This is a genomic window from Mesorhizobium sp. AD1-1, from assembly GCF_020164655.1.
Classification (GTDB): domain Bacteria; phylum Pseudomonadota; class Alphaproteobacteria; order Rhizobiales; family Rhizobiaceae; genus Mesorhizobium; species Mesorhizobium ciceri.
The window spans coordinates 24175-47170 of sequence record NZ_JAIUGP010000008.1 but is presented as its reverse complement, the minus strand read 5'-3'; the positions used below and the strand labels follow the sequence as shown (position 1 = coordinate 47170).

The 22996-nt window shown below is 62.3% G+C and carries 26 protein-coding genes and 1 tRNA gene; 13 read left to right on the top strand and 14 right to left on the bottom strand.

Annotated features, from left to right (window positions below; translation table 11 throughout):
* From LB519_RS16720 to LB519_RS16710, 3 genes are all read left to right on the top strand, one after another.
* On the top strand, positions 1 to 522 hold the full coding sequence (locus tag LB519_RS16720) for an Hsp20/alpha crystallin family protein (protein WP_013530520.1): 522 nt from the start codon (positions 1 to 3) through the stop codon (positions 520 to 522).
* Between the two features lie 126 nt (positions 523 to 648).
* Positions 649 to 1383, top strand: coding sequence for a gamma-glutamylcyclotransferase (locus LB519_RS16715; protein ID WP_224620638.1), 735 nt, complete (start codon positions 649 to 651; stop codon positions 1381 to 1383).
* A 196-nt stretch (positions 1384 to 1579) separates the two neighbouring features.
* Entirely contained in the window at positions 1580 to 2731 is a 1152-nt protein-coding gene (locus LB519_RS16710; protein ID WP_224620637.1) for an acyltransferase family protein, read from the top strand.
* Here LB519_RS16710 and LB519_RS16705 read toward each other — a convergent pair.
* The 5 genes from LB519_RS16705 to LB519_RS16685 all read right to left on the bottom strand — a co-directional run bounded on the left by LB519_RS16705 (position 2718) and on the right by LB519_RS16685 (position 9121).
* Positions 2718 to 4697: a glycoside hydrolase family 127 protein gene (locus LB519_RS16705; RefSeq protein WP_224620636.1), complete on the bottom strand. Its 1980-nt coding sequence runs from the start codon at positions 4695 to 4697 to the stop codon at positions 2718 to 2720. The genes LB519_RS16710 and LB519_RS16705 overlap by 14 nt on opposite strands.
* A gap of 14 nt (positions 4698 to 4711) precedes the next feature.
* On the bottom strand, positions 4712 to 5569 hold the full coding sequence (locus LB519_RS16700; RefSeq protein ID WP_127366280.1) for a carbohydrate ABC transporter permease: 858 nt from the start codon (positions 5567 to 5569) through the stop codon (positions 4712 to 4714).
* Positions 5569 to 6492 (bottom strand): carbohydrate ABC transporter permease, encoded by a 924-nt coding sequence (locus LB519_RS16695; protein WP_224620635.1) that lies wholly within the window; start codon positions 6490 to 6492, stop codon positions 5569 to 5571. Before LB519_RS16695 ends, LB519_RS16700 begins: the two co-directional genes overlap by 1 nt.
* 274 nt (positions 6493 to 6766) lie before the next feature.
* Entirely contained in the window at positions 6767 to 8014 is a 1248-nt protein-coding gene (locus tag LB519_RS16690; protein WP_013530526.1) for an ABC transporter substrate-binding protein, read from the bottom strand.
* A 63-nt stretch (positions 8015 to 8077) separates the two neighbouring features.
* Positions 8078 to 9121, bottom strand: coding sequence for a LacI family DNA-binding transcriptional regulator (locus LB519_RS16685; protein ID WP_063172678.1), 1044 nt, complete (start codon positions 9119 to 9121; stop codon positions 8078 to 8080).
* 458 nt (positions 9122 to 9579) lie between these two features.
* Here LB519_RS16685 and LB519_RS16680 point away from each other — a divergent pair.
* The 4 genes from LB519_RS16680 (at position 9580) to LB519_RS16665 (ending at position 10533) form a co-directional block, all read left to right on the top strand.
* Positions 9580 to 9655, top strand: a tRNA-Cys gene (locus tag LB519_RS16680).
* Positions 9656 to 9857: 202 nt separating this feature from the next.
* Positions 9858 to 10061 carry a hypothetical protein gene (locus LB519_RS16675; protein ID WP_027160879.1) on the top strand — a complete coding sequence of 68 codons (204 nt, stop codon included), beginning with the start codon at positions 9858 to 9860 and terminating at the stop codon, positions 10059 to 10061.
* A 5-nt stretch (positions 10062 to 10066) separates the two neighbouring features.
* Positions 10067 to 10258 (top strand): hypothetical protein, encoded by a 192-nt coding sequence (locus LB519_RS16670; protein WP_027160878.1) that lies wholly within the window; start codon positions 10067 to 10069, stop codon positions 10256 to 10258.
* A gap of 53 nt (positions 10259 to 10311) precedes the next feature.
* Positions 10312 to 10533 (top strand): DUF6500 family protein, encoded by a 222-nt coding sequence (locus LB519_RS16665; RefSeq protein ID WP_013530530.1) that lies wholly within the window; start codon positions 10312 to 10314, stop codon positions 10531 to 10533.
* Positions 10534 to 10564: 31 nt separating this feature from the next.
* Here LB519_RS16665 and LB519_RS16660 read toward each other — a convergent pair whose 3' ends face one another.
* Both LB519_RS16660 and LB519_RS16655 read right to left on the bottom strand, forming a co-directional pair.
* Entirely contained in the window at positions 10565 to 10831 is a 267-nt protein-coding gene (locus LB519_RS16660; RefSeq protein ID WP_224620634.1) for a DUF1488 domain-containing protein, read from the bottom strand.
* Positions 10828 to 11076: a hypothetical protein gene (locus LB519_RS16655; RefSeq protein ID WP_013530532.1), complete on the bottom strand. Its 249-nt coding sequence runs from the start codon at positions 11074 to 11076 to the stop codon at positions 10828 to 10830. The genes LB519_RS16660 and LB519_RS16655 overlap by 4 nt, the downstream gene beginning before the upstream one ends.
* 251 nt (positions 11077 to 11327) lie before the next feature.
* Between LB519_RS16655 and groES the strand changes: the two genes are divergently transcribed.
* The 3 genes from groES (at position 11328) to LB519_RS16640 (ending at position 14103) form a co-directional block, all read left to right on the top strand.
* Positions 11328 to 11690, top strand: a complete 363-nt coding sequence (gene groES / locus LB519_RS16650; RefSeq protein ID WP_013530533.1) for a co-chaperone GroES — start codon at positions 11328 to 11330, stop codon at positions 11688 to 11690.
* A 33-nt stretch (positions 11691 to 11723) separates the two neighbouring features.
* Positions 11724 to 13355, top strand: a complete 1632-nt coding sequence (gene groL / locus LB519_RS16645; protein WP_224620633.1) for a chaperonin GroEL — start codon at positions 11724 to 11726, stop codon at positions 13353 to 13355.
* Positions 13356 to 13605: 250 nt separating this feature from the next.
* Positions 13606 to 14103 carry a GAF domain-containing protein gene (locus LB519_RS16640; protein WP_013530535.1) on the top strand — a complete coding sequence of 166 codons (498 nt, stop codon included), beginning with the start codon at positions 13606 to 13608 and terminating at the stop codon, positions 14101 to 14103.
* A gap of 8 nt (positions 14104 to 14111) precedes the next feature.
* Here LB519_RS16640 and LB519_RS16635 read toward each other — a convergent pair whose 3' ends face one another.
* From LB519_RS16635 to LB519_RS16610, 6 genes are all read right to left on the bottom strand, one after another.
* Complete coding sequence (locus LB519_RS16635; RefSeq protein ID WP_013530536.1) at positions 14112 to 15161, bottom strand: alpha/beta hydrolase family protein; 1050 nt, start codon at positions 15159 to 15161, stop codon at positions 14112 to 14114.
* A gap of 175 nt (positions 15162 to 15336) precedes the next feature.
* Complete coding sequence (locus tag LB519_RS16630) at positions 15337 to 16416, bottom strand: helix-turn-helix domain-containing protein (protein ID WP_224620632.1); 1080 nt, start codon at positions 16414 to 16416, stop codon at positions 15337 to 15339.
* Positions 16417 to 16515: 99 nt separating this feature from the next.
* Positions 16516 to 17571 carry a YeiH family protein gene (locus tag LB519_RS16625; protein ID WP_224620631.1) on the bottom strand — a complete coding sequence of 352 codons (1056 nt, stop codon included), beginning with the start codon at positions 17569 to 17571 and terminating at the stop codon, positions 16516 to 16518.
* A 141-nt stretch (positions 17572 to 17712) separates the two neighbouring features.
* On the bottom strand, positions 17713 to 18090 hold the full coding sequence (locus LB519_RS16620) for an ester cyclase (protein WP_024501791.1): 378 nt from the start codon (positions 18088 to 18090) through the stop codon (positions 17713 to 17715).
* A gap of 109 nt (positions 18091 to 18199) precedes the next feature.
* A complete protein-coding gene (locus tag LB519_RS16615; RefSeq protein WP_224620630.1) occupies positions 18200 to 19645 on the bottom strand; it encodes a sensor histidine kinase in 1446 nt (481 codons plus the stop codon).
* A 121-nt stretch (positions 19646 to 19766) separates the two neighbouring features.
* A complete protein-coding gene (locus LB519_RS16610; protein WP_224620629.1) occupies positions 19767 to 20666 on the bottom strand; it encodes a LysR family transcriptional regulator in 900 nt (299 codons plus the stop codon).
* A gap of 150 nt (positions 20667 to 20816) precedes the next feature.
* Here LB519_RS16610 and LB519_RS16605 point away from each other — a divergent pair, with 150 nt between their 5' ends.
* Both LB519_RS16605 and LB519_RS16600 read left to right on the top strand, forming a co-directional pair.
* Positions 20817 to 21212, top strand: coding sequence for a cupin domain-containing protein (locus tag LB519_RS16605; RefSeq protein ID WP_027160872.1), 396 nt, complete (start codon positions 20817 to 20819; stop codon positions 21210 to 21212).
* Between the two features lie 14 nt (positions 21213 to 21226).
* A complete protein-coding gene (locus tag LB519_RS16600) occupies positions 21227 to 21511 on the top strand; it encodes a hypothetical protein (protein WP_224620628.1) in 285 nt (94 codons plus the stop codon).
* A 97-nt stretch (positions 21512 to 21608) separates the two neighbouring features.
* On the opposite strand, the gene LB519_RS16595 is transcribed toward LB519_RS16600, so the two are convergent.
* Positions 21609 to 22199: a cation transporter gene (locus LB519_RS16595; protein WP_224620748.1), complete on the bottom strand. Its 591-nt coding sequence runs from the start codon at positions 22197 to 22199 to the stop codon at positions 21609 to 21611.
* A 316-nt stretch (positions 22200 to 22515) separates the two neighbouring features.
* Here LB519_RS16595 and LB519_RS16590 point away from each other — a divergent pair, with 316 nt between their 5' ends.
* Positions 22516 to 22995 (top strand): GNAT family N-acetyltransferase, encoded by a 480-nt coding sequence (locus tag LB519_RS16590; protein ID WP_024501788.1) that lies wholly within the window; start codon positions 22516 to 22518, stop codon positions 22993 to 22995.
* The last annotated feature ends 1 nt before the right edge of the window (position 22996 follow it).

Sequence of the window (22996 nt, the reverse complement as noted above, 5' to 3'; positions counted from 1 at the left end):
ATGACCATTCGTGATCTGATGCCATGGGGTCGCGATCCAAACCAGGTTCAGACCCTCTCAGGCGACCGCGATCAGGACCCATTCATGAGCCTGCATCGCGAGATGAACCGCCTTGTTGACGACATGTTCCGCGGTTTCGGTTCACGTCTTCCATCCTTGGGCAGGCTCTCTTCAGCGGGCGGTGGCTGGCCTAGCGTGGAAATCTCGGAAACGGACAAGGAAATCCGCGTGACCGCCGAGATACCTGGCATGGAGGAAAAGGACATCGAGGTGTTGCTCGATGACGGCGTCCTGACGTTGCGCGGCGAAAAACACGCCGAAACCGACGACAAGGAACGTCAGTTCTCCGAGCGGTTCTACGGCCGCTTCGAACGTCGCATTCCGATCGGCTTCGAAGTCGAAGAAGACAAGGTCGCTGCCGATTTCCGCAACGGCGTGCTGTTCGTCACCTTGCCGAAATCCGAGAAGGCACAGAACAAGATGAGGCGCATCCCCATCGGCGGCAAGAGCACCAAGCACTAGAATGATTGGATGCCGGGCGGGAGGGTCACCCGCCCGGCATCGGCCGTTGAATTTTGCGCCGGTCACATGGACCCTTGAGAATCCCTCTGCCTTCGGCAACATGACGGCGACGGTAGAGGGTATGAAATGAACCAGCCGATTTCTGCCATATCGCCGCGCAAGTCCGTGCCGCGCAACACGCCGATGGCGCTGACCGAGGCGTTGGTCGCGCGCACTATGCGTGCTGTCGAGGATGCCGGGCCGACGCCGGGCATGGTTCACATGACCGATGCCGACTATGCGCGTATCCGCGACGAGGTGCTGGCCGGCGCTCCGGCCGGGCCGCTGAAACTATTTGCCTATGGCTCGCTGCTGTGGAAGCCCGCCGGCGAGGTGAGGGGCGGAGAACGCGCGGTGGCCAGCGGCTGGCATCGTTCGTTCTGCTTCACGGTGCAGCGTTTTCGCGGCACGGTCGAGCAGCCCGGCTTGATGATGGCGCTCGATCGCGGCGGCCAGTGCCAGGGCGTGGTGTTCGAGATCGCGGAACCGGTGGCGGCCAACCTCGAAGCGCTGCTGCGCCGCGAAATGACCATCCTGCCCGCCGTCAACGTGCTGCGCTTGCTGCAGGTCAGGACCGAAGGCGGCCCATGTCGCGCGCTTGGCTTCGTCGTCGATCCCGCCAATCCGCGTTATGCCGGCAAGCTCGACAAGCAGGCGATCGCGGCGACGCTGGTGACAGCCGTCGGTCATTGGGGCTCGGGCGCGCAATATCTATTCGAGACGATCCGCCACCTCGAAGCCTGCGGCATCCGCGACCGCAATCTGTGGCGGCTGCAGGAACTGGTGGCGGAAGAGATCGGGCTGACCGTCGCTCAGAAGTGATCCGCCCAGAAGTGATCCGCTCAGACGCGGCACGCTTCAGTCGTGTTTGGCTCCGGATGCTTGCAGGCCACAGCACCTTGCGAAGCAAATCTCTGATTTCGGAAGTCTCCGCAGTGAGGGTTTAATGAATTGAAAACAGTTCTCGCCCAACGATGACCTGAACACCGGCGCAGGACACGGTGCGCGTGGGCCAATCATGAAATCCTCGACCGGAGAGCATTACCCAGCGCTGGATCATGTTCGTGGCCTGGCGGCCTTTCTTGTCTTTACCTGGCATTTCCTTCATGCTTCTCCTGAAGGCCCCGTGCCTTATGACTTCGTGCCGGCTCTTCCTATCTTCAGCGTTCTGGATGAAGGGCATACTGGCGTTTCCCTGTTCATGGCGCTTTCCGGCTACCTGTTCGCCAAGCTGCTCGATGGAAAGCAGATCAACTATCTGCCCTTCTTTGCCAACAGGGCCCTCAGGCTGCTTCCGCTTCTCCTGGCCATGCTATGCATCGAGGCCTGCCGCAGGTACGTGGCCGGCCAGTCCCTCGACGGGTATTTCACGGGCGTCGGATTGGGGTTTCTTTTTCCCACCCTCCCGAATGGCGGCTGGTCGATAACGATCGAAGCGCACTTCTACCTGTTGCTGCCGTTCTTGTTGATGGTATCCAGGCGGTTTGTGTTCGCGCCCTTGCTGTTCATCGCGGCAGCCATTGTGCTGAGGTCCGTCCTGTATGTGCAGATCGGCGAAGTGCAGTCGGCGGCGTCCGCAACCATCATAGGCCATGCGGATCAGTTCCTGGCCGGCATTCTTGCCTTTCACCTGCGTGCCCACGCGAAGAACCAACACTGGCTGGCGCTGGCCGTTCTCATGGCTTTTTCGGGGTTCTTCTGGTGGTTCGATGCAGCCGGCGGATTTTACCAACTGGGCCGCTATCCGTCGCCTCATTGGATATGGATCATCCTGCCGACCCTGGAGGCGACAGCCTATTCATTCGGCATCGCCTACTACGACACGAGCTTTTCGAGAAAGCGAACAAGCCCGCCATTCAGGGTACTGGAGAAGGCTGGGGCCTACAGCTATTCGATCTATCTTCTGCACCTGTTCTTCGTCATGCAATTGGCAGCGTTCATAGACACGAATGTCATGAGCATCAGCAATTTCTACGTCGCATGCCTCTGGTCCGCATTGTGCTTCGTGGCGACGATCCCGATCGGCTATCTCAGCTATACCTGCGTCGAGGCGCCATTCCTGCGCCTGCGTCTGCGCTATATGGACCAAAAGCCCGAAACCGCGGCATCGACCGCGGCTGAGCTTGGATCGGTCATCGCCGATACACCGACCTCGTTCAGCCGTCCCTGAGCCATACCAGCATCTCGCCGGGCTCGCGGTTGTTCCAGGCGAAATAGGGAATGGCGGTCAGTTGCGTCTCGGCGGTGGCCGGCGGCTCGGGCCTGTAGAGCCCGTCCTGCCAGCCGTCGGAGACATCGGCAAGTGCCGCGGTCGACAGCGTCACCACGCCGCCGAGAAGTTCCGGCCGGTGCTGCGCTTCGATGGTGGCCGTCCGCGGCAGCGTCAGGCGATGCGGCTGGCTGTCATTGTCTGATGCCTCGACGCAATAGATCAGCGGGCCGCGTGACAGCGCGACGCGACCAGCATCCTGGCGCACCTGCGGGTTGGCATAAAGCCGCTCGATCGGCATTTCGAGATCGAGCCGGACATTGTCGCCCTTTTTCCATGTCCGCTTGATCGCGGCGTAGCCGTCGCTGGTGATATCCGCCAGCCTGATGGCTTCGCCGTTTATCTTCAACCCGGCACTGGCGCTCCAGGCGGGAATGCGCAGGTGCAAAGTGAACTCGACCGGCGCCCGCGGTTCGAGCATGATGTCGACGGCGCCGTCCCAGGGATAGCTGCTGACCTGTGTCAGGCTCACCGGGACGCCCGATATATCGAAGCGCGCGGTCGAGTCGCCATAGAGGTGGACGGCCAGCGCATCGTCGGCCAGGCTGTAGAAATAGCTGCCGATCGAGGCGACCATGCGTCCGATATTGGGCGGGCAGCACGGGCAGCGGTGCCATTTCCACCTGTTGTGCTTGCCCCGGCTTTCCAATGGATTCTCGTAGAAAAACAGCGAGCCGTCGAGCGACAGGCCCGAGATCGAACCGTTGTAGAGGGCGCGTTCCATCATGTCGGCGTAGCGCGCGTTCGGCCCCATGCCGAGCATGCGGCTGGCCCAGAACACCAAGCCGACCGCCGCACAGGTCTCGGCATAGGCGCTTTCGTTGGGCAGGTCGTAGTCGCTGGTGAAGCCCTCATTGTGCGCCGACGGCCCCAGTCCGCCAGTGATGTAGAGACTCTTGGTGGTGAGATCGTCCCACAGAAGGTCGAGTGCTGCTCGCAGCGTATCATCGCCATATTCAGTCGCGATATCGGCCATGCCGGAATAGAGGTACATCGCCCTGACAGCATGGCCGACGACCTTGTTCTGTTCTCGCACCGGGATATGCGACTGGCTGTATTCATAGGTCTTGAAATGATAGGCCTTCGGGTCGGCGCCGCGGGCGCGGGCCTCCTCGTCGAAATAATGCGGCTGCTGACCGCGCTGGTCGATGAAGTATCTGGCCAACTCCATATATTTCCGCTCGCCGGTCACCCGTGCCAGCTTGACCAGCGCCAACTCGATCTCCTCGTGGCCGCAATAGCCCTTCTTCTTGCCGGGCTCCGGGCCGAGTACCGACGCGATGTGGTCGGCATAGCGGCACATGATATCGAGCAGCTTGCGTTTTCCCGTCGCCTGGTAGTAGGCGACCGCGCCCTCGATCAGATGGCCGGCGCAATAGAGCTCGTGGCAGTCGCGCAGATTGGTCCAGCGCTTGCCGGGCTGGATGCGTTGGTACCAGCTGGAGAGATAGCCGTCCTCCTGCTGCAGCCTGCCATACATGTCGATGACGGCGTCGATCTTCTTCTCCAGTTCGGGATTCTTGCGCCGGTACAGCGAATAGGCCGCGGTCTCGATCGTCTTGCCGAGATCGGAATCCCAGAACATCTGCGTGGTCACCGTCGATCCGGTGAATTCCGCGCCCTGGCGGTCGGCTTCGTCGGGAGAGGGCGAGTGGAAGGGGATGACTATGCCGGGCGAGGGACGGTCCGGATCGATCTGCTCCAGCATGCGGGCCTCCAAGCAGCGCTCGTAAAGGATATCGGCGGTGCGGGCGGCGACAGCGTCGGCGCGATCGCCCCAGAAGCCGTGCACGTCGACCTGCGGCACCGGCAGCGGGCGGAAGGCGAGCTTCGGTTTCCCGGTTTTTGCGGATGGCGATGCGGTCATGAATTTACTCCATTCTATTTGACGGCCCCGGCCATCAGGCCGCGGATGTAGAAGCGCTGCAGCGCCAGGAACAGGATGAGGCACGGCACCATCATCACGGTGACGCCCGCCTGCACCGCGCCCCAGTCGATGGCGCCGAAGCGGCCCGACTGCAGTGCGGTCATCATCACGGGCAGCGTGAATTTGGATTGATCGGTCATCAGCACGAGGGCGGCGAGGAATTCGTTCCAGGCGCCGAGGAAGGCAAACAGGGCGATGGTGACGACGCCCGGCCAGACCAGCGGCAGCATCACCTTCCAAAGCATGGTGAGATTGCCGGCGCCGTCCATGCGGGCGGCTTCCTCGATCTCGCGCGGCACCGCGTCGAAGGCGTTGCGCATCATGAAGATCGAGAACGGCAGTTGCAGCGTCACATAAACGCCGACCAGGCCGGTCAGCGTGTTGTGCAGGCCAAGCTTGGTCAGCACCAGGAAGATCGGCGTCAGGATCGACTGGAACGGGATCATGATCGTCGACAGGATGAGGATGAAGAACAGGTCCTTGAACGGAAACCGGAACCGCGAAAAGCCGTAGCCGGCCAGCACGCTGACGGCGACCGACAGCACGACGGTCATCACCGAGACGTAGATGCTGTTTTGCGCCGAGACCCACAGCCCGTCGCCGAAGCTGTTGAGCGTGGCGTAGTTCTCCAGCGAGAAGCCTGATGTCGGCCAGGGCGGCAGCGGCGGCAGGCGCGCTTCGGTCGCTGGCTTGAACGCCGACAGCACCGCCCACACGATCGGCGCGGCAAACAGCACCGAGGCGACGATGCCGGTCGAATGCTCGCCGATGCGGCTCAAGAGCCGGCGGTTGCGGGAAGCGGCCTGCGCCATCAGTCGAGCCCCTCCGGCTTGCGCAGCAGCCACAGCTGGACGAGGCTGAGCGCCACCAGGATCACCAGCAGCACCATCGACAAAGCCGCGCCGTAGCCGAGCTTGAACGACACGAAGGACTGATTGAAGATCCAGTAGACCGCCGTCAGCGTCTGGTTGCGTGGGCCGCCGCGCAGGATGATGTAGAACTGGTCGAAGGCGAGGATCGAGCCGGCGACCGACAGGATCAGGGCCAGCGCCAGCGTGCGGCGCATCAGCGGCAAAGTGATCGCCCTGAACCTGGCGAACGGACCGGCGCCGTCGATGACGGCCGCCTCCTGCAGATCCTGCGGGATCGATTGCAGGCCGGCCATCAGAATGATCATGGTGAAGCCGGCGACCTTCCAGACGACCATGGCGATGATCGACCAGAAGGCCGGCTGGAAGGTGGCCAAAAGGTTGAACTTCCTGTCGATCAGGCCAAGGTCGTAGGCGGCCGGGCTGAACAGGCCGGAATCGACGTTCAATAGCCATGACCAGAGCAGGCTGGCCGAGGCAAAGCCGACAACCGCCGGCATGAAGAACATCGTCCGGTAAAGATTGGTCAGCGGCCGCGGCCGCTCGACGAACAGCGCCAGCGGAAACGCTACCACGAAGATCGCGATGGTGACGATCACGGTGTAGTAGGCGGTGAAGCGCAGCGCGTTCCAGAACCGGGTGTCGCGCAGGATGGCGACATAGTTGCCGAGGCCGATAAAGCTGTGCTCGCCCATCAGGGGCCAGTTGTGCAGCGACATCCACGCCGTCATGCCGAGCGGGATCAGGAAAAAGACGACGACCAGCGCGACAGCCGGCGCGACATAGAGCAGGCCGATCCATTGGTGGCGGCTGGCGACCCTGCGGGCGCGGGGCGGGGCAGGGGTTGCTGCGGTGATGACGGTCATGGCTGCGCGCTCGATGCTATTGGGACATTGGCAAAGAACCCCCTCACCCGGATTGCCAACCCAATTGAAGAGAGCAATTCGGGGCAATCCGACCTCTCCCCGAGGGGAGAGGAGGTTGCCGGGGATGGTGCCAGCCTCTTCTCCCCAGCGGGGAGAAGGTGGCCGCGAAGCGGCCGGATGAGGGGGTCTTTTCTCAACGCGATAGCCCTGCCGTTGGCGATGCGGTATCCGGCCACCCGCCCAGGGAGACAGGCGGGCGGCCGGCAGGCGTCCGCTACTTCTGCGGCGCCTGGTCGATGATCGACTGCATCGTTTCCTGCGCATTGGCTATCGCGCCATCGACATCGTCGCCGAAGAAGACCTCGTTGATCATCTGCGTCCACGGGCCGTTGGCGGAGTTGATCAGGTCGTTGAACACCACCGAATAGGGCGTCTTGCCCTTGGCCATGGCTTCGGCGGCGATCTGGTAGCGCGGATCGAGATCCTTCAACGCGTCCTTGGCGATGTCGCCGCGCACCGGCAGGCTTCCGTATTTGGCAAGGATGGTCTGGCCCTCGAGCGAATAGGCGAAGTCGAGGAACTCCTTCACCACGGGCAGTTTCGTGGTGCCCTTGGTGACGACGAAATTGTCGCCGCCCGCAAAGGACGACCAGCCGCTGTCCTTGCCCGGCAGGAAGGTGACGCCGTAATCGATGTCGGGATACTGGGTGTTGAGCGCGCCGATGGCAAAGGCGCCGGACGGCGAGATGCCGATATTGCCGGCGGCGAAGGCGGCAAAGAAATTGGCGCCGGTGTCGGTCTGTGCGCCTGCCGGTACCAGATCCTTCTTGACCATCGAGCGGTAGAGATCGATGGCGCCGCGCAGCTGCGGGCTGTCCAGCGTCGCCTTCGAGCCGTCTTCGCTCAGGATGTCGCCACCAGACGCCCAGATCAGGGGCGTGAAGGTGAAGATGTTGCAGCCGCCGCAATTGCCGGAGAAGTAGAAGCCCTTGATGTTGCCGCCGAGCGCGTTGACCTTCTCGGCATCGGCCGCGATCTCGGCCCAGTTGGCCGGGCCTTTTTCGGGATCGAGGCCGGCCTGCTTGAACAGCTTCTTGTTCCAGATCAGCACCGAGGCGTCGGCGGAGAAGGGCAGGCCGTAAATGTGGTCCTTGTAGGTGCCGGTCTTCACATGCGCCGGCGACAGGCTGGCAAAATAGGGCAGGGACTTTGCCCAGTCGGTGATGTCCTCCAATTGGCCGGCTGCGGCGAAGGAGGGCGTGTAGATCAGGTCGAGCGACAGCGCGTCGGGCGCTGTGCCGCCGGCGGCCGCGGCACCGTATTTGGGGATGATCTCGGCATTGGGGATGATATCGAGCTTGACCTGGTTGGTGTGCGCCTTGTTGTAGGCATCGACGATCCTCGGCATGAAATTCGAACCGTCGGCGCGCACCCATATGTTGGCCGTCTCGGCGGCGGCAGTGCCGAGACCGCCGCCCAGAACGGCAGCGGCCAGGGCCAGTTTGGCAATCAGGTTCCTCATGTTCTCCTCCTCCAAGGTTGGCCGCGGTCCGCGGCTTGGCGCCGATTGCGCGGCGCTTCGTTTTCAGCCACCCGGCGGATGGCCGCATGACTGCCGCACCACCAGCCGGCACGGCAGTTTTCGAATGCCGGGCGCGGCGGGCTTGCCGCCGACCAGCGAAAGCAGGGTCAACCCGGCCTCGCGCCCGAGCGCGACCAGGTTCATGTCGACAGAGGTCAGCGGCGGGCGCGTCGCCTCGGCCACAATCTCCCAATTGTCGAAACCGATGACGCCGACATCACTGGGGACGTCGAGGCCGCGTTCGCGCAGAGCATCGATGACGCCGCGCGCGATCTGGTCGTTGCCGCAGAAGACCGCGTCCGGCCTTTCGCTTTTGCCGTCGAACAGTTGCGCAACCGCCTGGTGACCCCAGGCTTCCGACCAGGAGCCGAGCAGCGGCTCGCTGACCGTCAGGCCGTTTTCGGCGAGCACGTCGCGGTAAGCCTGAACGCGCGCGTGCACCACGGCAAAGCTCGCCGGCCCGGTGACGTGGGCGATGCGCTTGCGGCCAAGCCGGCAAAAATGCTCGACGGCCAGCCGGGCGCCGCCAACATCGTCCGAGACGAATGCAACGGCGTCGGGGTCGGGCTGCGTGAAGGCATAGATCACCGGGACGCGCAGATTGGAGAGGTCGACGGGCAGATGGCGATCGATGCGCTTGCCAGTGGCGATGATGCCGTCAACGCGCTTGTCGAGCATGGCGTCGACATGCATCTGGCCCAGCCGCGGATCCTCCTCGACATTGCACAGGAACACCGAGACGCCATTGTCGACCAGCGCGTCCGAAATGCCCGACATCAGCGGCAGCGAGAAGCGGCCATAGGTATCGTTGGTGAGCAGGCCGACGGTGAAGCTGCGGCGTCGGAGCAGGCTTTGCGCCAGGCTGTTGGGCCGGAAGCCAAGCCGCCGGGCGGTCTCGCGAATGCGTTCGCGCGTCTCGGCTGTCATCCGGCCCTGGCTGTTGAGCGCCTTGGATGCGGTAGCGACGCTGACTCCGGCCTGCGCGGCCACGTCACGCAAGGTGACTGGCTTGGAAAAGACCGGAACAGGCAGATCGTCCGATGGCATCGCGCCGAGAGTCCTTAGTTGGAAAAAGGTTTTCTCTTACCGATCTGAAAGAGGCCCGGCAGGTGGCCGAGCCCGACTGAAATTGTTTGAGAAAACCTTTTCTCAGCTGAGGCTAGACCAGATTGGATCGCCGTTCAAGGGAAAAGCTGGTTGGGCCTCTGCTCTCTTCCTTCGAATGCAAACGCGGGTTAAAGCAGCGCCGGCAGCACTTAGCTCAGGGGAAGAGCGCCAGTCGCAGTGCTGGAGGCCCTCGGTCGAGACGGGGCGGGCTGCCGCTTGAGGCGTGAAGGATCGCAGCGTGCGCGGGATGCGAGGTCCGGCAAAGGGTTGGCGCTGCCGGGCAGCAAACCTGGCCGCAATATGTGCTGGCGAACGTTCTGAAGATCGTGCCGAAAATTCTGAACAGTCCCTCGGGATTAACCTTTCCGTAAATATTTGGCCGCTACTTCAACAGCCATGGCCTCGTGGCGGAGCGGCTACGCTGGAGACGGCAAATCTCTGAAGCCTCGGTTCGATTCCGAGGCGAGGCCTCCAAAATTTCGCGTCGAACAGCAGTCCCAATCTGCCCCAAGGGCAGTCAGTCCCCACGAATAGATTTGTGCGTTACGAAGGCGGTGCGGACCGGACGTTAAAGCAGTCCTGTCTTGCATTTGGCATGCCGGCACGCGCGAAAAGAGTGGTATGGAAGGGAGCCGAGCGTTCTTGCTTCGCTTTTCCCTGACATTCGAGGCCTTTCGTGCGTGAACCGTCGCTGCTGCCCGTCTTTGGAAAACTTGGCCTCAAGGCTCCTGCCGCCCTGGCGGCGGCACCGGCCTCGTCGGCAGGTGTGTCGCACCTGCGGAAGCTTCTGGCCGTGCATGGCGGCATGGTGCTGAAACTGTCGGTCGTCGCCTGGACGGTGCTGATCCTGGGCGCCGTGTTTTTCACGATGCAAGGCTGACCGGCATGGCCAACCGCTACACGCTGCGTATGGAGCTTCCCCAGAGCTGGAGCATCATCGATGTCTTCACCGGCCAGCCTGCGGTGGTCCGGCAAAAGGTGATGGTCGGGATGGGGCCGCGCGAGGCCGAGGACATGGTCGTGCAGATGAATGTCCGCGATGTCAAACGCCGCGAACGGGCCGAGCGCAAGGCCTGATCCGTAGCGGCCCGCCGGCGGAAGCCTGCCGCATCGCAGATCAAGGGATTCCCGTGAGAGCCAGCCTGAAGCAGAAGATACTGGAGATTTGCGACCGCAAGATCTCCGAGAAGGGGGCCGGCGTCGGCGTGTCGTTCTATGCGTTTTTCGCCAACAGAAACGACAACCCCGAACTCCTGATGGAAGCCGCCGAATGGTGGATCAGAACCCACCGCCTCGACCATTTCGAAAAGGCTGCGAAGATACGCGCGATGGTCGAGGAGATGGATCTTTAATCGTCGTTTTGAGCGACATGCAATGGACTGATCAGCCGAAATCGGACGCCGTCAGCACATACATGCTCTTGTGGGTGCGGTCGTAGGCCTTCGACGCCACTTCGCGGATGGCGCTGCTCTCGGTGTCGAATGTCTGGAGATAACCGGCTTCATCGGCCGCGGTTCCCGGCCGCATCTTGGCCATGGCGTCGGCGGCGACGGAGAACGAGATCTGGAACATGCCGTCATGGCCGACGAAACGAGTGCGCTGGCCCGCCTCGTCATAGCTGCGGCTGCGGTTGGGGAAGGTGAGGCTCATGTCTTGGCCTCCGTGACTTTCTTGGTCACCCGCTTCTTCTTCGGCGTCGGATTGAGGGCCTCGGCGACACGATCGGCCTCTTCCTTGGCCAGCCGAAGCTCCCTCAGCCTTGCCGTCTTGATCTCCCTGGCTCTTGCCTCGGACATATATTCGGCGGTCGCCTTGTTTTTCTCCGCTGTCTTCTTCTGCTTGTCGACAAAGCGGGCTTCAGCTTTTTCCATGATCGTCTGATTGCCTTCGGCCATCGAAGAAATCTCCCTTGTGCCTGAAATCGTGAAAGTGAACTTGTCCGATAAATAGGCACTCGATCGGCAAAATTCAATCTTTTGAATTATTTGACATTCTGCGGATATCACGAAACGGCCAGCTGAAATAATACTTTTGAATATTTAATTTGGTACGCGAATAATTTTTGGCACTCCTATCTATCGAGTGCCAACGCGTCTATAGAGGAGGGGCGTGGCCGCCTGTGCCGGCCCCCAGAAAGAAAGTTCCCATGAAATTTCGGCCACTCCACGACCGCGTCGTCATTCGTCGCGCCGAAGGCGATATCAAATCCAAGGGCGGGATCATCATCCCCGACACTGCCAAGGAAAAGCCGCAGGAGGGCGAAGTCATCGCTGTCGGCCCTGGCGCACGCGACGAAAACGGCGCGCTTGTTCCGCTCGACGTCAAGGCCGGCGACTTCATCCTGTTCGGCAAATGGTCGGGCACCGAGGTCAAGATCGACGGCGAGGACCTTCTGATCATGAAGGAAGCCGACATTATGGGCGTCATCGACAAGGACGAGACTGGCATCATCGACAAGGGCGAGACCGCTGCAACTGACAAGACCGTGGCCGCCAAGAAAGCTGCCTGACCTTATTTTCTCCGAACGTACTGGATAAAAATCATGTCTGCCAAGGAAATCAAATTCTCCACCGACGCGCGCGACCGCATGCTGCGCGGCGTCGAGATCCTTACCAATGCTGTGAAGGTCACGCTCGGCCCCAAGGGCCGCAACGTCATCATCGACAAGGCCTACGGCGCGCCGCGCATCACCAAGGACGGCGTCACCGTCGCCAAGGAAATCGAGCTTGCCGACAAGTTCGAGAACATGGGCGCCCAGATGGTGCGCGAAGTGGCCTCGAAGACCAACGACCTCGCCGGTGACGGCACCACCACCGCCACGGTGCTGGCCGCCTCGATCCTGCGCGAAGGCGCCAAGCTGGTCGCCGCCGGCATGAATCCCATGGATTTGAAGCGCGGCATCGACCAGGCGGTTTCCGCCGTGGTCAAGGAAATCCAGGCGCGCGCCAAGAAGGTCAAGTCGTCGGCCGAGATCGCACAGGTCGGCACCATCGCCGCCAATGGCGATGCCAGCGTCGGCGAGATGATCGCCAAGGCGATGGACAAGGTCGGCAATGACGGCGTCATCACCGTCGAGGAAGCCAAGACCGCAGAGACCGAACTCGACGTCGTCGAAGGCATGCAGTTCGACCGCGGCTATCTCTCGCCCTATTTCGTCACCAATGCCGACAAGATGCGCGTCGAGCTGGAAGAGCCCTACATCCTCATCCACGAGAAGAAGCTCGGCAATCTGCAGGCGATGCTGCCGATCCTCGAAGCGGTGGTGCAGAGCGGCGGGCCGCTGCTGATCATCTCCGAGGACGTCGAGGGCGAGGCTCTCGCGACGCTGGTCGTCAACAAGCTGCGCGGCGGCCTCAAGGTCGCGGCCGTCAAGGCGCCTGGCTTCGGCGATCGCCGCAAGGCGATGCTGGAAGACATCGCCGTGCTCACGTCGGGCCAGATGATCTCCGAGGACCTCGGCATCAAGCTCGAAAACGTCACCATCGAGATGCTCGGCCGCGCCAAGCGCGTGCTGATCGAGAAGGACACCACCACGATCATCGACGGTGCCGGCACCAAGGCGACCATCCAGGCGCGCGTCGCTCAGATCAAGGGCCAGATCGAGGAGACGACGTCAGACTACGACAAGGAAAAGCTGCAGGAGCGGCTGGCCAAGCTCGCCGGCGGCGTAGCCGTCATCCGCGTCGGCGGCGTCACCGAGTCGGAAGTCAAGGAAAAGAAGGACCGCATCGACGATGCGCTGAACGCCACCCGCGCGGCGGTCGAGGAAGGCATCGTGCCCGGCGGCGGCGTGGCTCTGCTGCGTGCCCGCTCGGCGCTTGGCGGCCTGACCGGCGCCAATGCCGATGTCACGGCCGGCATCACGATCGTGCTGCGGGCGCTCGAAGCGCCGATCCGCCAGATCGCCGAGAATTCCGGCGTCGAAGGCTCAATCGTCGTCGGCAAGCTCACCGACAGCAAGGACCACAATCAGGGTTTTGACGCCCAGAACGAGGTCTATGTCGACATGATCAAGGCAGGCATCGTCGATCCGGCGAAAGTGGTGCGCACCGCACTCCAGGATGCCGGTTCGATCGCAGCCCTTCTGATCACCGCCGAAGCGATGATTACCGACATTCCGGCCAAGGATGCAGCACCTGCGGGTGGCGGCGGTGGCGGCATGGGCGGCTACTAAAACCCAGGACTTGTCCGATCTGTTGGAGATGTGAATGGCGGCCCCGATCGGGGCCCCCACGATTCTCAAGATGATCATCGCAAAGTTGACGCAGTCGCCCGGCTCAGTGCCGGGAGGCAATCATGATCTTGCGGCTTTCGGATGGGACGCAATCCACGCTAGACTGTCCAGGCGGCCGTCTGGTTGCGGAGCTCGCCGGACTTTGGCAAGCGAACGGACGAACCGCCATCCCCGACACGGAGACACGTTCATGTTTGCGGCCAAGGCCATCGACACCTCAGACAAGCCCACGTTCTACCGCGACCTCGCCACCCAATTGAAGGCGCTGCTCGAGGGTGAGCGCGATTCGATCGCCAACGCCGCCAACACCGCAGCACTCATCTTCCAGATGGTGCCGGACCTCAACTGGGCCGGTTTCTATTTCCTGCAGTCGGACGAGGAAATGGTGCTCGGGCCGTTCCAGGGCAAGCCGGCCTGTGTGCGCATCGCCGTCGGCAAGGGCGTGTGCGGAACGGCGGTCGAACTCGGCACCTCGATGCTGATCAAGGACGTGCATGATTTTCCCGGCCACATCGCCTGCGATGCCGATTCGCGCTCGGAACTGGTGGTGCTGCTCGAGGACGATGAAGGCGTCTTCGGCGTGCTCGATCTCGACAGCCCGCTGCCCGGCCGCTTCGACAAGGCAGACCAGGCCGGCATCGAGACGCTGGCGGCGATCTATGCCGCGGCGAGTTCGTTCGAGGACTGAGCTGCGTCCTACGGCTCGGTCTTCAGCGCGCGATTGAAAGCTGCAATCGTCATGTCGATCAGTTGCGCGTGAATATCACCGCGCGATCGTGCTCCACCGTCATCGCAAACCGGGTCGCCGATCTGTTCGGCCGCAATGATGCCGGCAGCGCCGGGCTTACATTCGCCGAACATGCTGTAGTGGCTCGCATCCGCGATCGTCGCATAGCTCGCCTTTGAAATTGCTTTTGCGATCTCGGATGCGTCGGCGGTCACGGGAATCTTTCCTGGTCGGCCAAGATTGACGATAGCGACCGGAATTTTGATACCGGCAAAGCTTTTGACATCGAAGACATCGGATGGGGCAGGATCGATCGCCATGGCGAAATGAATGCGCTCATCCCGGTTGTCCCGACCGGCGGCCTGCAAATCCATGGCGTGAAGATCGACGCCGCTTTGCCTGACCCAGTCGCAGAGCGAGGCATTGAGCAGGTCCGTATCGCAATAGGCCGCCAGCAATTTCGGATCGATGCGGGCACCGGCTATCGCCAGCGCCGTGTTGCCGCCCATGGAAAGACCGAGGACGCCTACTTTGCCTTGTTCGAGGTGCCCTGCGAAGAAAGCGTCCTTCGCCGTCGCGGTCAGGGCAGCCGTGAGATCGGCGGGCCGCAACCAGAGTTTCATCGTCTCGGCGGCGGATCTGTTTTTCCCCGTATTTCCCGGGTGTGTGGGAGCGGCGACGACGAATCCCTGCCTGGCCAGAGGCGTTGCAATCCAGCTCAGGGCGTGTGGAGTTCCCGCCAGGCCAGCGCCATGCGAAAGCAGGATAAGCGGAAATTTTCCGCCAGCGATAGGCGCATCGCGCATGGCGGCCGTTCCGGCGAAAAGCGCGGTGTCGCCTGATATAACCATCTCGCCGCCCGGTTGCGCGGGATACCAGACCGTCACATCGAGATCGATGCCGCGCTCCTTGGATGGGGCAGGCAACTGACGAACGCCGACATTGTCGCCGGCGTCTGCGGGGTGTTGGATGAGCGCCGTGGAAACAGCGACGGCGCAGAGCATAGTCCAGAATTTCATTGAAATCTCCGTTGTCGAACGCGCCCTATAGGTGGCAAGGCCGGAGGCTACAGCGTCCGGGCAAGCTGGCGGTCATGTTCGATTGCAGTGTTAGCGACCCGATGTCAGCGGATCGGAGCGAGGTCCGCGACCTTGATCGCGATCAAGGACGTGCTTTATCGCGATTGAGTACCGTTCAGTGCGGAACGGCGCTGCCGATTTCAGCCGCCCGCCGGTTCGCAAGCGAGGGCGCCGCGTCAGGCGCGTTCCGGTCCCGCCAGGCGAGCGGGGTCATATCGGTGACGCGGCGGAATTCGCGGTTGAAGTTCGACTTGGTCTGGAAGCCGACCGCAAACATGATCTCCGTCACGGACTGATCGGTCTCGCTCAGCAGCCGGCAGGCCTCGGTGATGCGGTGTCCGTTGACATATTGCGAGACGTTCCTGGCCGTGGCCCGGTTGATCGCCATTGAGATCTGCCGTGCTGGAATTCCGGCGCGCCGGGCAAGCCGGTTGAGGTTGAGATTGGCGTCGCGATATAGTTTTTTCTCCTGCATCAACTCGTTGACCCTGGCGATCGCATCGGCGTTCTCGCCGGCGTCGGGTGGGGACGGACTCTCGACGGGCTCGGCGGCATTGAGCGGGACATGGCTTTGGCTGGCCGCAGCCGCCGCCACGCCGACAATGACGAGCATGAAAAGATTGCCGATGCCGATCACGGTTGCCGCGCGAGCGCCATGTCCCGACGCCAGATCGAAGGACACCAGCATGTCGACGGCTCCCGACAGGCACAGCGTAGCTGCCGCGAAAAGGATGGCCCTGGAGACCGGGACCGCGCCGTCGAAGGGCGCAAGGCGAAGCCCGTCGGCGCCGGAGCGAAGCAGCCAGAGAATGGCGGCGGCGTAGGTGAAATCGATTGATGTCAGCGCCACGTCGATCGCCTCGCGCCAAAAGATTATCAGCATGATGATGATGACCGCGGGTGTCGCGTGGAGCCCCAGCAGGGCCGGCCACCGGCGGTCGCTGGTGCGAACCAGGCTCGATACGCCGGCGTAGAGCAGAGACGGCATGATCGCGGCGGATACGGGGGCGATATAGCCGACTTCGCTGATGCCATAGCCCCAGCGCAGTCCGGTGAGCACCGATTGCAACGCTGCAACAAGGATCAGGGCGAGAAACGGCAGGTTCGGTGCTGCCTCATCCTGGCGGCTGGCGACGACCCAAAGCAGGATGAACAGCGACAGGGCGACGACGAAGGGTAAGGGAACAAACGGCATGGATCGGGTGCGGGCTCGCGTGTTGATGCGCGGCAGACCGTAGCCGATGTGATTTGATTCCCAAACTCGCTTGTGCCGTCTGCGTGCCGGCGATCAAGCTCAGGCGAACTTCACCAGCATCAGGCTGAAGCAGCCGATGAACAGGAAGGCCGAGAAGGCGAGCGCCAGCGGGCGCAGGCCGCGCGAGCGCAGCTGAGAGATGTCGGCCTGCAGGCCCATGGCGGCCAGGCCCATGGTCAGCATGATGGTGGTGGCGAGCGCCATTGCCGATTTCACCTCGGTGGGCACCGTGACCAAGCTGTTCAACGCCACGACAGCGACGAAGGCGGCGACGAACCACGGCATGGGCGGCCGCGCCGCCACCTCACTGCTGCTCCTGCCGCGCGCCATCAGGCCGAGCGCGACGACCGTCGGCGCCAGCATGGCGACGCGGGTCAGCTTGGCGACGGTGGCGATCTCGCCGGACTGGGTGCCGTTCTGAAAGCCGGCGCCGATGACTTGCGCCACCTCGTGGATCGAGGCGCCGGCCCACAGGCCGAAAGTGTGCTGGTCGAGGCCGAGCATGGGCGCCATGAGCGGGAAGCCGAGCATGGCGACGGTGCCGAACAAGGTGATCGAGGCGACGGCGTAGGTGACGTCCTCGTCGCGCGCATCGGTGACGATGTTGGTGGCGACGATGGCCGAAGCGCCGCAGATCGAGGTGCCGGCGGCGATCAACTGCGCCAGCTTGGCGTCGACGCCGATCAGCCGGCCAAGCGTGATGGTGAAAACGAAGGTGGCGCCAAGCGTCGCCGCGACAATGCCGACGCCGCCGGCGCCGATCGAGACCACCTGGCCGAGCGTCAGCTGGAAGCCGAGCAGCACGATGGCGAAGCGCAACAGGCGCTTTTGCGAGAATGCGATACCGGCTTTGGCGTGCACGGGCGTGCCGAGCACGTTGGAGTAGATCATGCCGGCGACGACGGCGAGGATCATTGGACTGAACAGCGCGAAGCCGGAAACATTGCGCGCCGAGAAGGCGACGGCAGTGATCATCGTGACCAGCACGATGCCGGGGACGATGCCATTCCAGCTAAGGGATTTTCGCCCTTGCGCGACATCGGCAGGAAACGCGCTTTTTGGAATATCGTTCGCGAAGTGGGAAACGGAAGACAATGCAATGCTCCAGGCGAGTATGCCGGGAGAATGCCATTCCTAAACCAATCTTTCCAACGAATTATTTTCGTTAGAATGATCGATTTTTACGAACGATCAACGGACGCTGCCGCGCAGACGTCGCTTTCTGGGCGACCTGGATTAAAGCTGCGCCTCGATCGCGGCCTTGTCGATCACCGACCAGACGTTCCTGATCCGGTCGTCGAGGAATTCATAGAAGACGTTCTCGCTGAAGGACACCTTCCTGCCGTTTATAGGGAGCCCGAAGAAGGTTCCCTTCGGCGTGCAGTTGAACTGAAGCCGGCTGGCTAGGAACGGCGGTTCGGCGATCAGCAACTGGATATCGAAATAGAGGTCTGGGATTTCCCGAAAATCGCGCTCCAGCATGTCCTGGTAACCCGACAGTCCGACGCGGTCGCCATTGTAGTGCACCTCGTCATGAACGAAGCGATGCAGCTTCTGCCAGTCCTGATTGTTGAGGCAGGCGATGTAGCCTCGATAGAGGTCGGTCACGGTCACGGCGATGGCTCCGGTGCTGATGCCCGCCATATTGCGACAGGGCTGAAGGCCAGGACGTACAATAAAAGCAACACGTAGCGGGCCGTAGTCCTGTTGCCAGTGCCCAAGTTCAGGGAACAATTCCGAATTCGTGTCCGCTCATCACCTGGTCCAATGCACGCTGATCAACGTGCTCGCTGTCAACCGAAGCCTCAAGTTGGGTCAACGGTGCTTGCAGCGTCCAGGTGACACCGTGGCTATCATGCTCGAGAACACCGGTGCCGCTCACCGCGGCTGGAGCGACGCGCCGCAGCACCATGCTGCCGAAACCACCATGGCCGATCGTCTGTACTTCAGGACCATCTCTCTCTTTCCAGATCAGCTGGAACTGTTTCTGGCCGACCAGTCCGGTTACCTTCCATTGCACCGTTATCGTTCCGTCTGCGGCCGAAAGGACGCCGTATTTAGCGGAATTGGTCGCGAGTTCATGAAACGCTATGCCGAGGTACTGGACGGCATTGGGGCTCAGCGTCAGGGAAGGGCCCGACATTGAGATCCGCTCCTCGTTGCCGAACGGTTTGGCCTGCGCAAGCAGCAGTTCGAAGATCGTGGCGCCCTTCCAGTCGCCGGAAACCAGAAGGTCATGCGAGAGCGACAACGCCATGATGCGCTCGCGCACCTGACGTTCGAACTGGGCCGGCGTCGATGACCGCTTGCTGGTCTCCCGGATCATCGAGATGATGACGGAATACTGGTTCTTCACCCGGTGGTTGACCTCGCGCATCAGCATGCGGATGCGATATTCGTTCTCCTTGGCTACTGATATGTCGCGGGCGATCTTCGAGGCGCCGACGATCTGCCCGACGGCGTTGCGCACCGGCGAGATTGTCAGGGATACGGGCACAAGGCTGCCGTCCTTGCGGCGGCGGATGGTTTCGTAGGTCTCGACCTGCTCGCCTTTGCGGATGCGCTCCAATATGCGCGGCTCTTCGTCCAAATGGTCGTCCGGTATCAGCATAGTTACCGACCTTCCGATTGCTTCGTCGGCGGTGTAACCGAACAGACGTTGGGCGGCTGAGTTCCAGCTCCTGATGACCCCGTTCAAATCCTTGCTGACGATGGCATCGAAGGAAGACTCCACGATGGCTGACAGATGATGCCTGGCCTCGTCGGCATGATGGCGGTCAGTGAGATCGAACAGCATATTGACGGCGCCGACCAGTCTGCCCTGCTCGTCATGAAGCGGTGTGGGATAGGGAAGGAACGGCACACGCGTGCCGTCCGGGCGTTGGGAGATAGCCGACTGGTTTCTGACCGGCCGGTTCTCCTTTAGCGCGACAGCCATCGGGCATTGGTCATGCGGCAACACTTCACCGTCGGTCGTGAACAGCTTGTGCGTCACACACCATTGGTCTTTTCCGAGCTCGGGTTCGCGCCCAGCGAAATCTGCCGCGGCCCGATTGAAATAGGTGATCTTGCCTTCGGTGTCGGTGGTGTAGATTGCTACGGGAAGATTATCGAGGATTTGGTGGGGCAGATCAAAGGTCGAGCTCGAGGTTTTCGTCACTTGCGCCACGTATAGGAGTTCCAGTTAACCGCAGTGAACGCGGTGCCGCGGAAATGGTTCCGCGACCATTTCCGGGGATAGTCACCGCAGGCGGCGGCGAGTCAAAGCCGGGTGGAAGCTGCTCACCGACTTACTCCTTGCCCCGGTAGCGCAGCGCTTCGACCAGCAGCGAGAAGGCCGGCGTGGCTTGCCGGCGGCTGGGGTAATAGAGATGGTAGCCGGGGAAGGGCCCGCACCAGTCGGCGAGCACACGCACCAGCCGGCCGTTGGCCAGATGGGCCGTCACCTGCTCCTCAGGCAGATAGGCAAGGCCGAGGCCGGCGAGCACCGCGTTCATGCGCAGCGCGGCCGTGTTGAACACAAGCTGGCCTTCGACCCGAACCTTCAGCTCGCGTCCGGCCTTCTCGAACTCCCAGGCATAGAGCCCGCCATAGGTGGGCAGCCGCAGATTGATGCAATTGTGGGTGGTCAGGTCCTGCGGCGTGCGCGGCTTTGGTCGGGTAGCGAAATAGGTTGGCGAGCCGACCACCGCCATGCGCATGTCGGGGCCGATGCGCACCGCGATCATGTCGCGCGCCACCTGTTCGCCCAGCCGCACGCCGGCGTCGAAGCGCTCGGCGACGATGTCGGTCAGTCCATAGTCGACGATGATCTCGACCTTGATGTCGGGATAGTCGGGCAGCAGCGGGGCGATCGCCGGCCACAGGACCGCATCGGCGGCGTGCTCACCGGCGCTGATACGGATGGTGCCGGCGGGTTTTTCCCGCAATGCGCTCAAGGCAATGAGCTCGGTCTCGATCTCGTCCAGCCGCGGCCCGACGGTGCGAAGCAGCCGCTCCCCGGCTTCGGTGGGCGACACGCTGCGCGTGGTGCGGGTCAGGAGCCGTACACCCAGCCGCTCCTCCAGCGCCCGCACCATGTGGCTGAGCGCCGATTGGGAAACCCCGAGCTTGGCCGCCGCCCTGGTGAAGCTTTCCTCGCGCGCCACAGCGAGGAAGGCGGTTAGCTCATTCAGGTTGTCACGTGGCATTCATGAGCCCCCTTCATAAGATCATGCTGGATATAGCACCTAATCGGCACCAATCGCAGACCCTAGATAGGCGTTATCACACCGGGCACCTCCGGCCGTCTCTAAAGCCGGGCGGTCGTGTCATGGCTGTTGCCAGGAAGGGACAAAACCATGGACATCACGCGAAACGGCTCTCAGGCCTCGGCCAAGGGATCGGCCGACTATTTCACCGGTGCGGTGCGCATCGACGCGCCGTTCAAGGGCAGCGAGCCCGCCCGGGTCGGCGGCGCCACCGTGACTTTCGAGCCCGGCGCGCGCACCGCCTGGCACACGCATCCGCTCGGCCAGACGCTGATCGTCCTGTCGGGCGCCGGCCTGGCGCAGCGCGAGGGCGGCCCGATCGAATCGATCCAGCCCGGCGACATCGTCTGGTTCGCGCCCGGAGAGAAGCATTGGCATGGCGCCGCGCCGACCACGGCGATGAGCCACATCGCTATCGCCGAAGCGCTCGACGGCAAGGTCGTCGACTGGTTGGAGCATGTCAGCGACGAACAATACGGGATTTGACCAGGTATCGGCGCGTGGCGCCGAGTTCAACGCCCGAACTCTACGAAGGAGACCAACATGACCGATGTTCCAAGGCTGAAAAGCCCATTCTCCGATATCGCTCCCGCGCTTGGCAGATACAGCCCTGGATCGTTCCGATCCCCGGCACCACCAAGCTCAATCGCCTCGAAGAGAACATCGGATCGGTCACTGTCGCGCTGACGGCGAACGATCTTGCCGACATCGAGGACGCGGTCTCGGTGATCGCCGTACAGGGAGCGCGCTATTCTCCGCAACAGGAAGCAAGGATCGATCGCTAGAGCCAGGCGCAGGCTGCGGGCACTCGACGACCGGGTAGCCATTCCGGCCGACGGCGCAGGAGTTGAGGGGATCGTGCGCGGATCGGGCGGCAGCGTTTCAGTTTGAAATTTGGCCTTCTGCGAACTCGCGTCTTGCGGCCGTGAAAACCTCGCGGGCAGCATCCGCATTCATGACGGCGATTGCCAGCCCAATGACAATATCTGGCCAAGCCGAATTCCACACAAATGCCGTGACCAGGCCGGCGGCAATGATTGCCACATTGGCCAGGACGTCGTTGCGCGCCGACAGGAAGGCGGCGCGGGTGAGGCTGCCGCTGTGATGGCGATAGCGAGCGAGCATGAGCGCGCACGACAGGTTGACGAGCATCGCGCCAGCCGCTGTGAGCGTTAGCGGAACGGGAGTTGGCGGAATTGGAATGTTGAATTTCTCCCAGGCTGTCCAAAGGGTCGCCAAAGCGGGGATCAGAAGTATCCCGGCCAGCGCCATTCCGAGCCGCGCTCGATTGCGGACGGTCCAGCCCAACGCGACCATGATCAGGAGATTGACGGATGCGTCCTCCAGAAAATCGATGCTGTCCGCGAACAGCGATACCGATCCGATCCAAACGGCTACGGCAAATTCGATCCCGAAATAGGCCAGGTTCAGGATGGCCACCATCCGCACCGCTTTGTTCAGCGTCCCGGTCATAGTTTGCCCATCGATCAGCTGCCGTTGGCACAAAGCATATAGCGATTCTATGCCCTGCGGCGCGAGGACCAGAATCTTGTCGCCATTCGAGACACTGTCGATCGAGCGGTCGCCTTGACATCGCCGCGCTTCCTGTTCCAACTTGGCGCCATGTTCGTTTTCGCGCCCGCCAACACCAAGCGACGTCGCCCCTGCACAGTGCGGAGCGGCAAGCTGATTGCGCGACGACAAAGACCGGCAGGATAGACCCGGTTCTTTCGTTTCCAGCCCCGCCCGCGAAACCGCCGGCGGGATTTTTCATGTCTGGAGCAGTTTGATGACCAACAATTCTTCCATCCGGCTTCGGCCGGCCGCGCCCGCTGACGCCGCCGCGATCCGGGATATCGTGCGCGCCGCCTATGCCAAATGGGTAGCGGTGATCGGCCGCGAGCCTCTGCCGATGCGCGCCGACTACGAGAAGGCTGTTGCCGAGCATCCGTTCGATCTCGCCGTCGAGGATGATCGGATCGTGGGAATGATTGAAACCATGCTGGCCGAGGATCACCTGTGGATCGAGAATGTGTGTGTCGCACCGGATGCGCAGGGCAGGGGGATTGGCCGGCTGTTGCTGGAGTGGGCCGAGCGCAAGGCGATCGAGTCGGGCCGCGACGAGCTTCGCCTGCTGACCAATGGCGCGTTCGAGGCGAACGTATCGCTCTACAAGAGGCAGGGCTATATCGTGGATCGGGACGAGCCGTTCATGGGCGGCATGACGGTCTATATGAGCAAGAGGCTAGCGGGATCACCGGCGATCTGAG

What these genes read in the sequence shown, in the direction of transcription:
- LB519_RS16720 (WP_013530520.1), top strand. Translation starts at nt 1, where the DNA reads ATGACCATTCGTGATCTGATGCCATGGGGTCGCGATCCAAACCAGGTT.
- LB519_RS16715 (WP_224620638.1), top strand. Translation starts at nt 649, where the DNA reads ATGAACCAGCCGATTTCTGCCATATCGCCGCGCAAGTCCGTGCCGCGC.
- LB519_RS16710 (WP_224620637.1), top strand. Translation starts at nt 1,580, where the DNA reads ATGAAATCCTCGACCGGAGAGCATTACCCAGCGCTGGATCATGTTCGT.
- LB519_RS16705 (WP_224620636.1), bottom strand. Translation starts at nt 4,697, where the DNA reads ATGACCGCATCGCCATCCGCAAAAACCGGGAAACCGAAGCTCGCCTTC.
- LB519_RS16700 (WP_127366280.1), bottom strand. Translation starts at nt 5,569, where the DNA reads ATGGCGCAGGCCGCTTCCCGCAACCGCCGGCTCTTGAGCCGCATCGGC.
- LB519_RS16695 (WP_224620635.1), bottom strand. Translation starts at nt 6,492, where the DNA reads ATGACCGTCATCACCGCAGCAACCCCTGCCCCGCCCCGCGCCCGCAGG.
- LB519_RS16690 (WP_013530526.1), bottom strand. Translation starts at nt 8,014, where the DNA reads ATGAGGAACCTGATTGCCAAACTGGCCCTGGCCGCTGCCGTTCTGGGC.
- LB519_RS16685 (WP_063172678.1), bottom strand. Translation starts at nt 9,121, where the DNA reads ATGCCATCGGACGATCTGCCTGTTCCGGTCTTTTCCAAGCCAGTCACC.
- LB519_RS16670 (WP_027160878.1), top strand. Translation starts at nt 10,067, where the DNA reads ATGGCCAACCGCTACACGCTGCGTATGGAGCTTCCCCAGAGCTGGAGC.
- LB519_RS16660 (WP_224620634.1), bottom strand. Translation starts at nt 10,831, where the DNA reads ATGAGCCTCACCTTCCCCAACCGCAGCCGCAGCTATGACGAGGCGGGC.
- LB519_RS16655 (WP_013530532.1), bottom strand. Translation starts at nt 11,076, where the DNA reads ATGGCCGAAGGCAATCAGACGATCATGGAAAAAGCTGAAGCCCGCTTT.
- groES (WP_013530533.1), top strand. Translation starts at nt 11,328, where the DNA reads ATGAAATTTCGGCCACTCCACGACCGCGTCGTCATTCGTCGCGCCGAA.
- groL (WP_224620633.1), top strand. Translation starts at nt 11,724, where the DNA reads ATGTCTGCCAAGGAAATCAAATTCTCCACCGACGCGCGCGACCGCATG.
- LB519_RS16640 (WP_013530535.1), top strand. Translation starts at nt 13,606, where the DNA reads ATGTTTGCGGCCAAGGCCATCGACACCTCAGACAAGCCCACGTTCTAC.
- LB519_RS16635 (WP_013530536.1), bottom strand. Translation starts at nt 15,161, where the DNA reads ATGAAATTCTGGACTATGCTCTGCGCCGTCGCTGTTTCCACGGCGCTC.
- LB519_RS16630 (WP_224620632.1), bottom strand. Translation starts at nt 16,416, where the DNA reads ATGCCGTTTGTTCCCTTACCCTTCGTCGTCGCCCTGTCGCTGTTCATC.
- LB519_RS16610 (WP_224620629.1), bottom strand. Translation starts at nt 20,666, where the DNA reads ATGCCACGTGACAACCTGAATGAGCTAACCGCCTTCCTCGCTGTGGCG.
- LB519_RS16605 (WP_027160872.1), top strand. Translation starts at nt 20,817, where the DNA reads ATGGACATCACGCGAAACGGCTCTCAGGCCTCGGCCAAGGGATCGGCC.
- LB519_RS16595 (WP_224620748.1), bottom strand. Translation starts at nt 22,199, where the DNA reads ATGACCGGGACGCTGAACAAAGCGGTGCGGATGGTGGCCATCCTGAAC.
- LB519_RS16590 (WP_024501788.1), top strand. Translation starts at nt 22,516, where the DNA reads ATGACCAACAATTCTTCCATCCGGCTTCGGCCGGCCGCGCCCGCTGAC.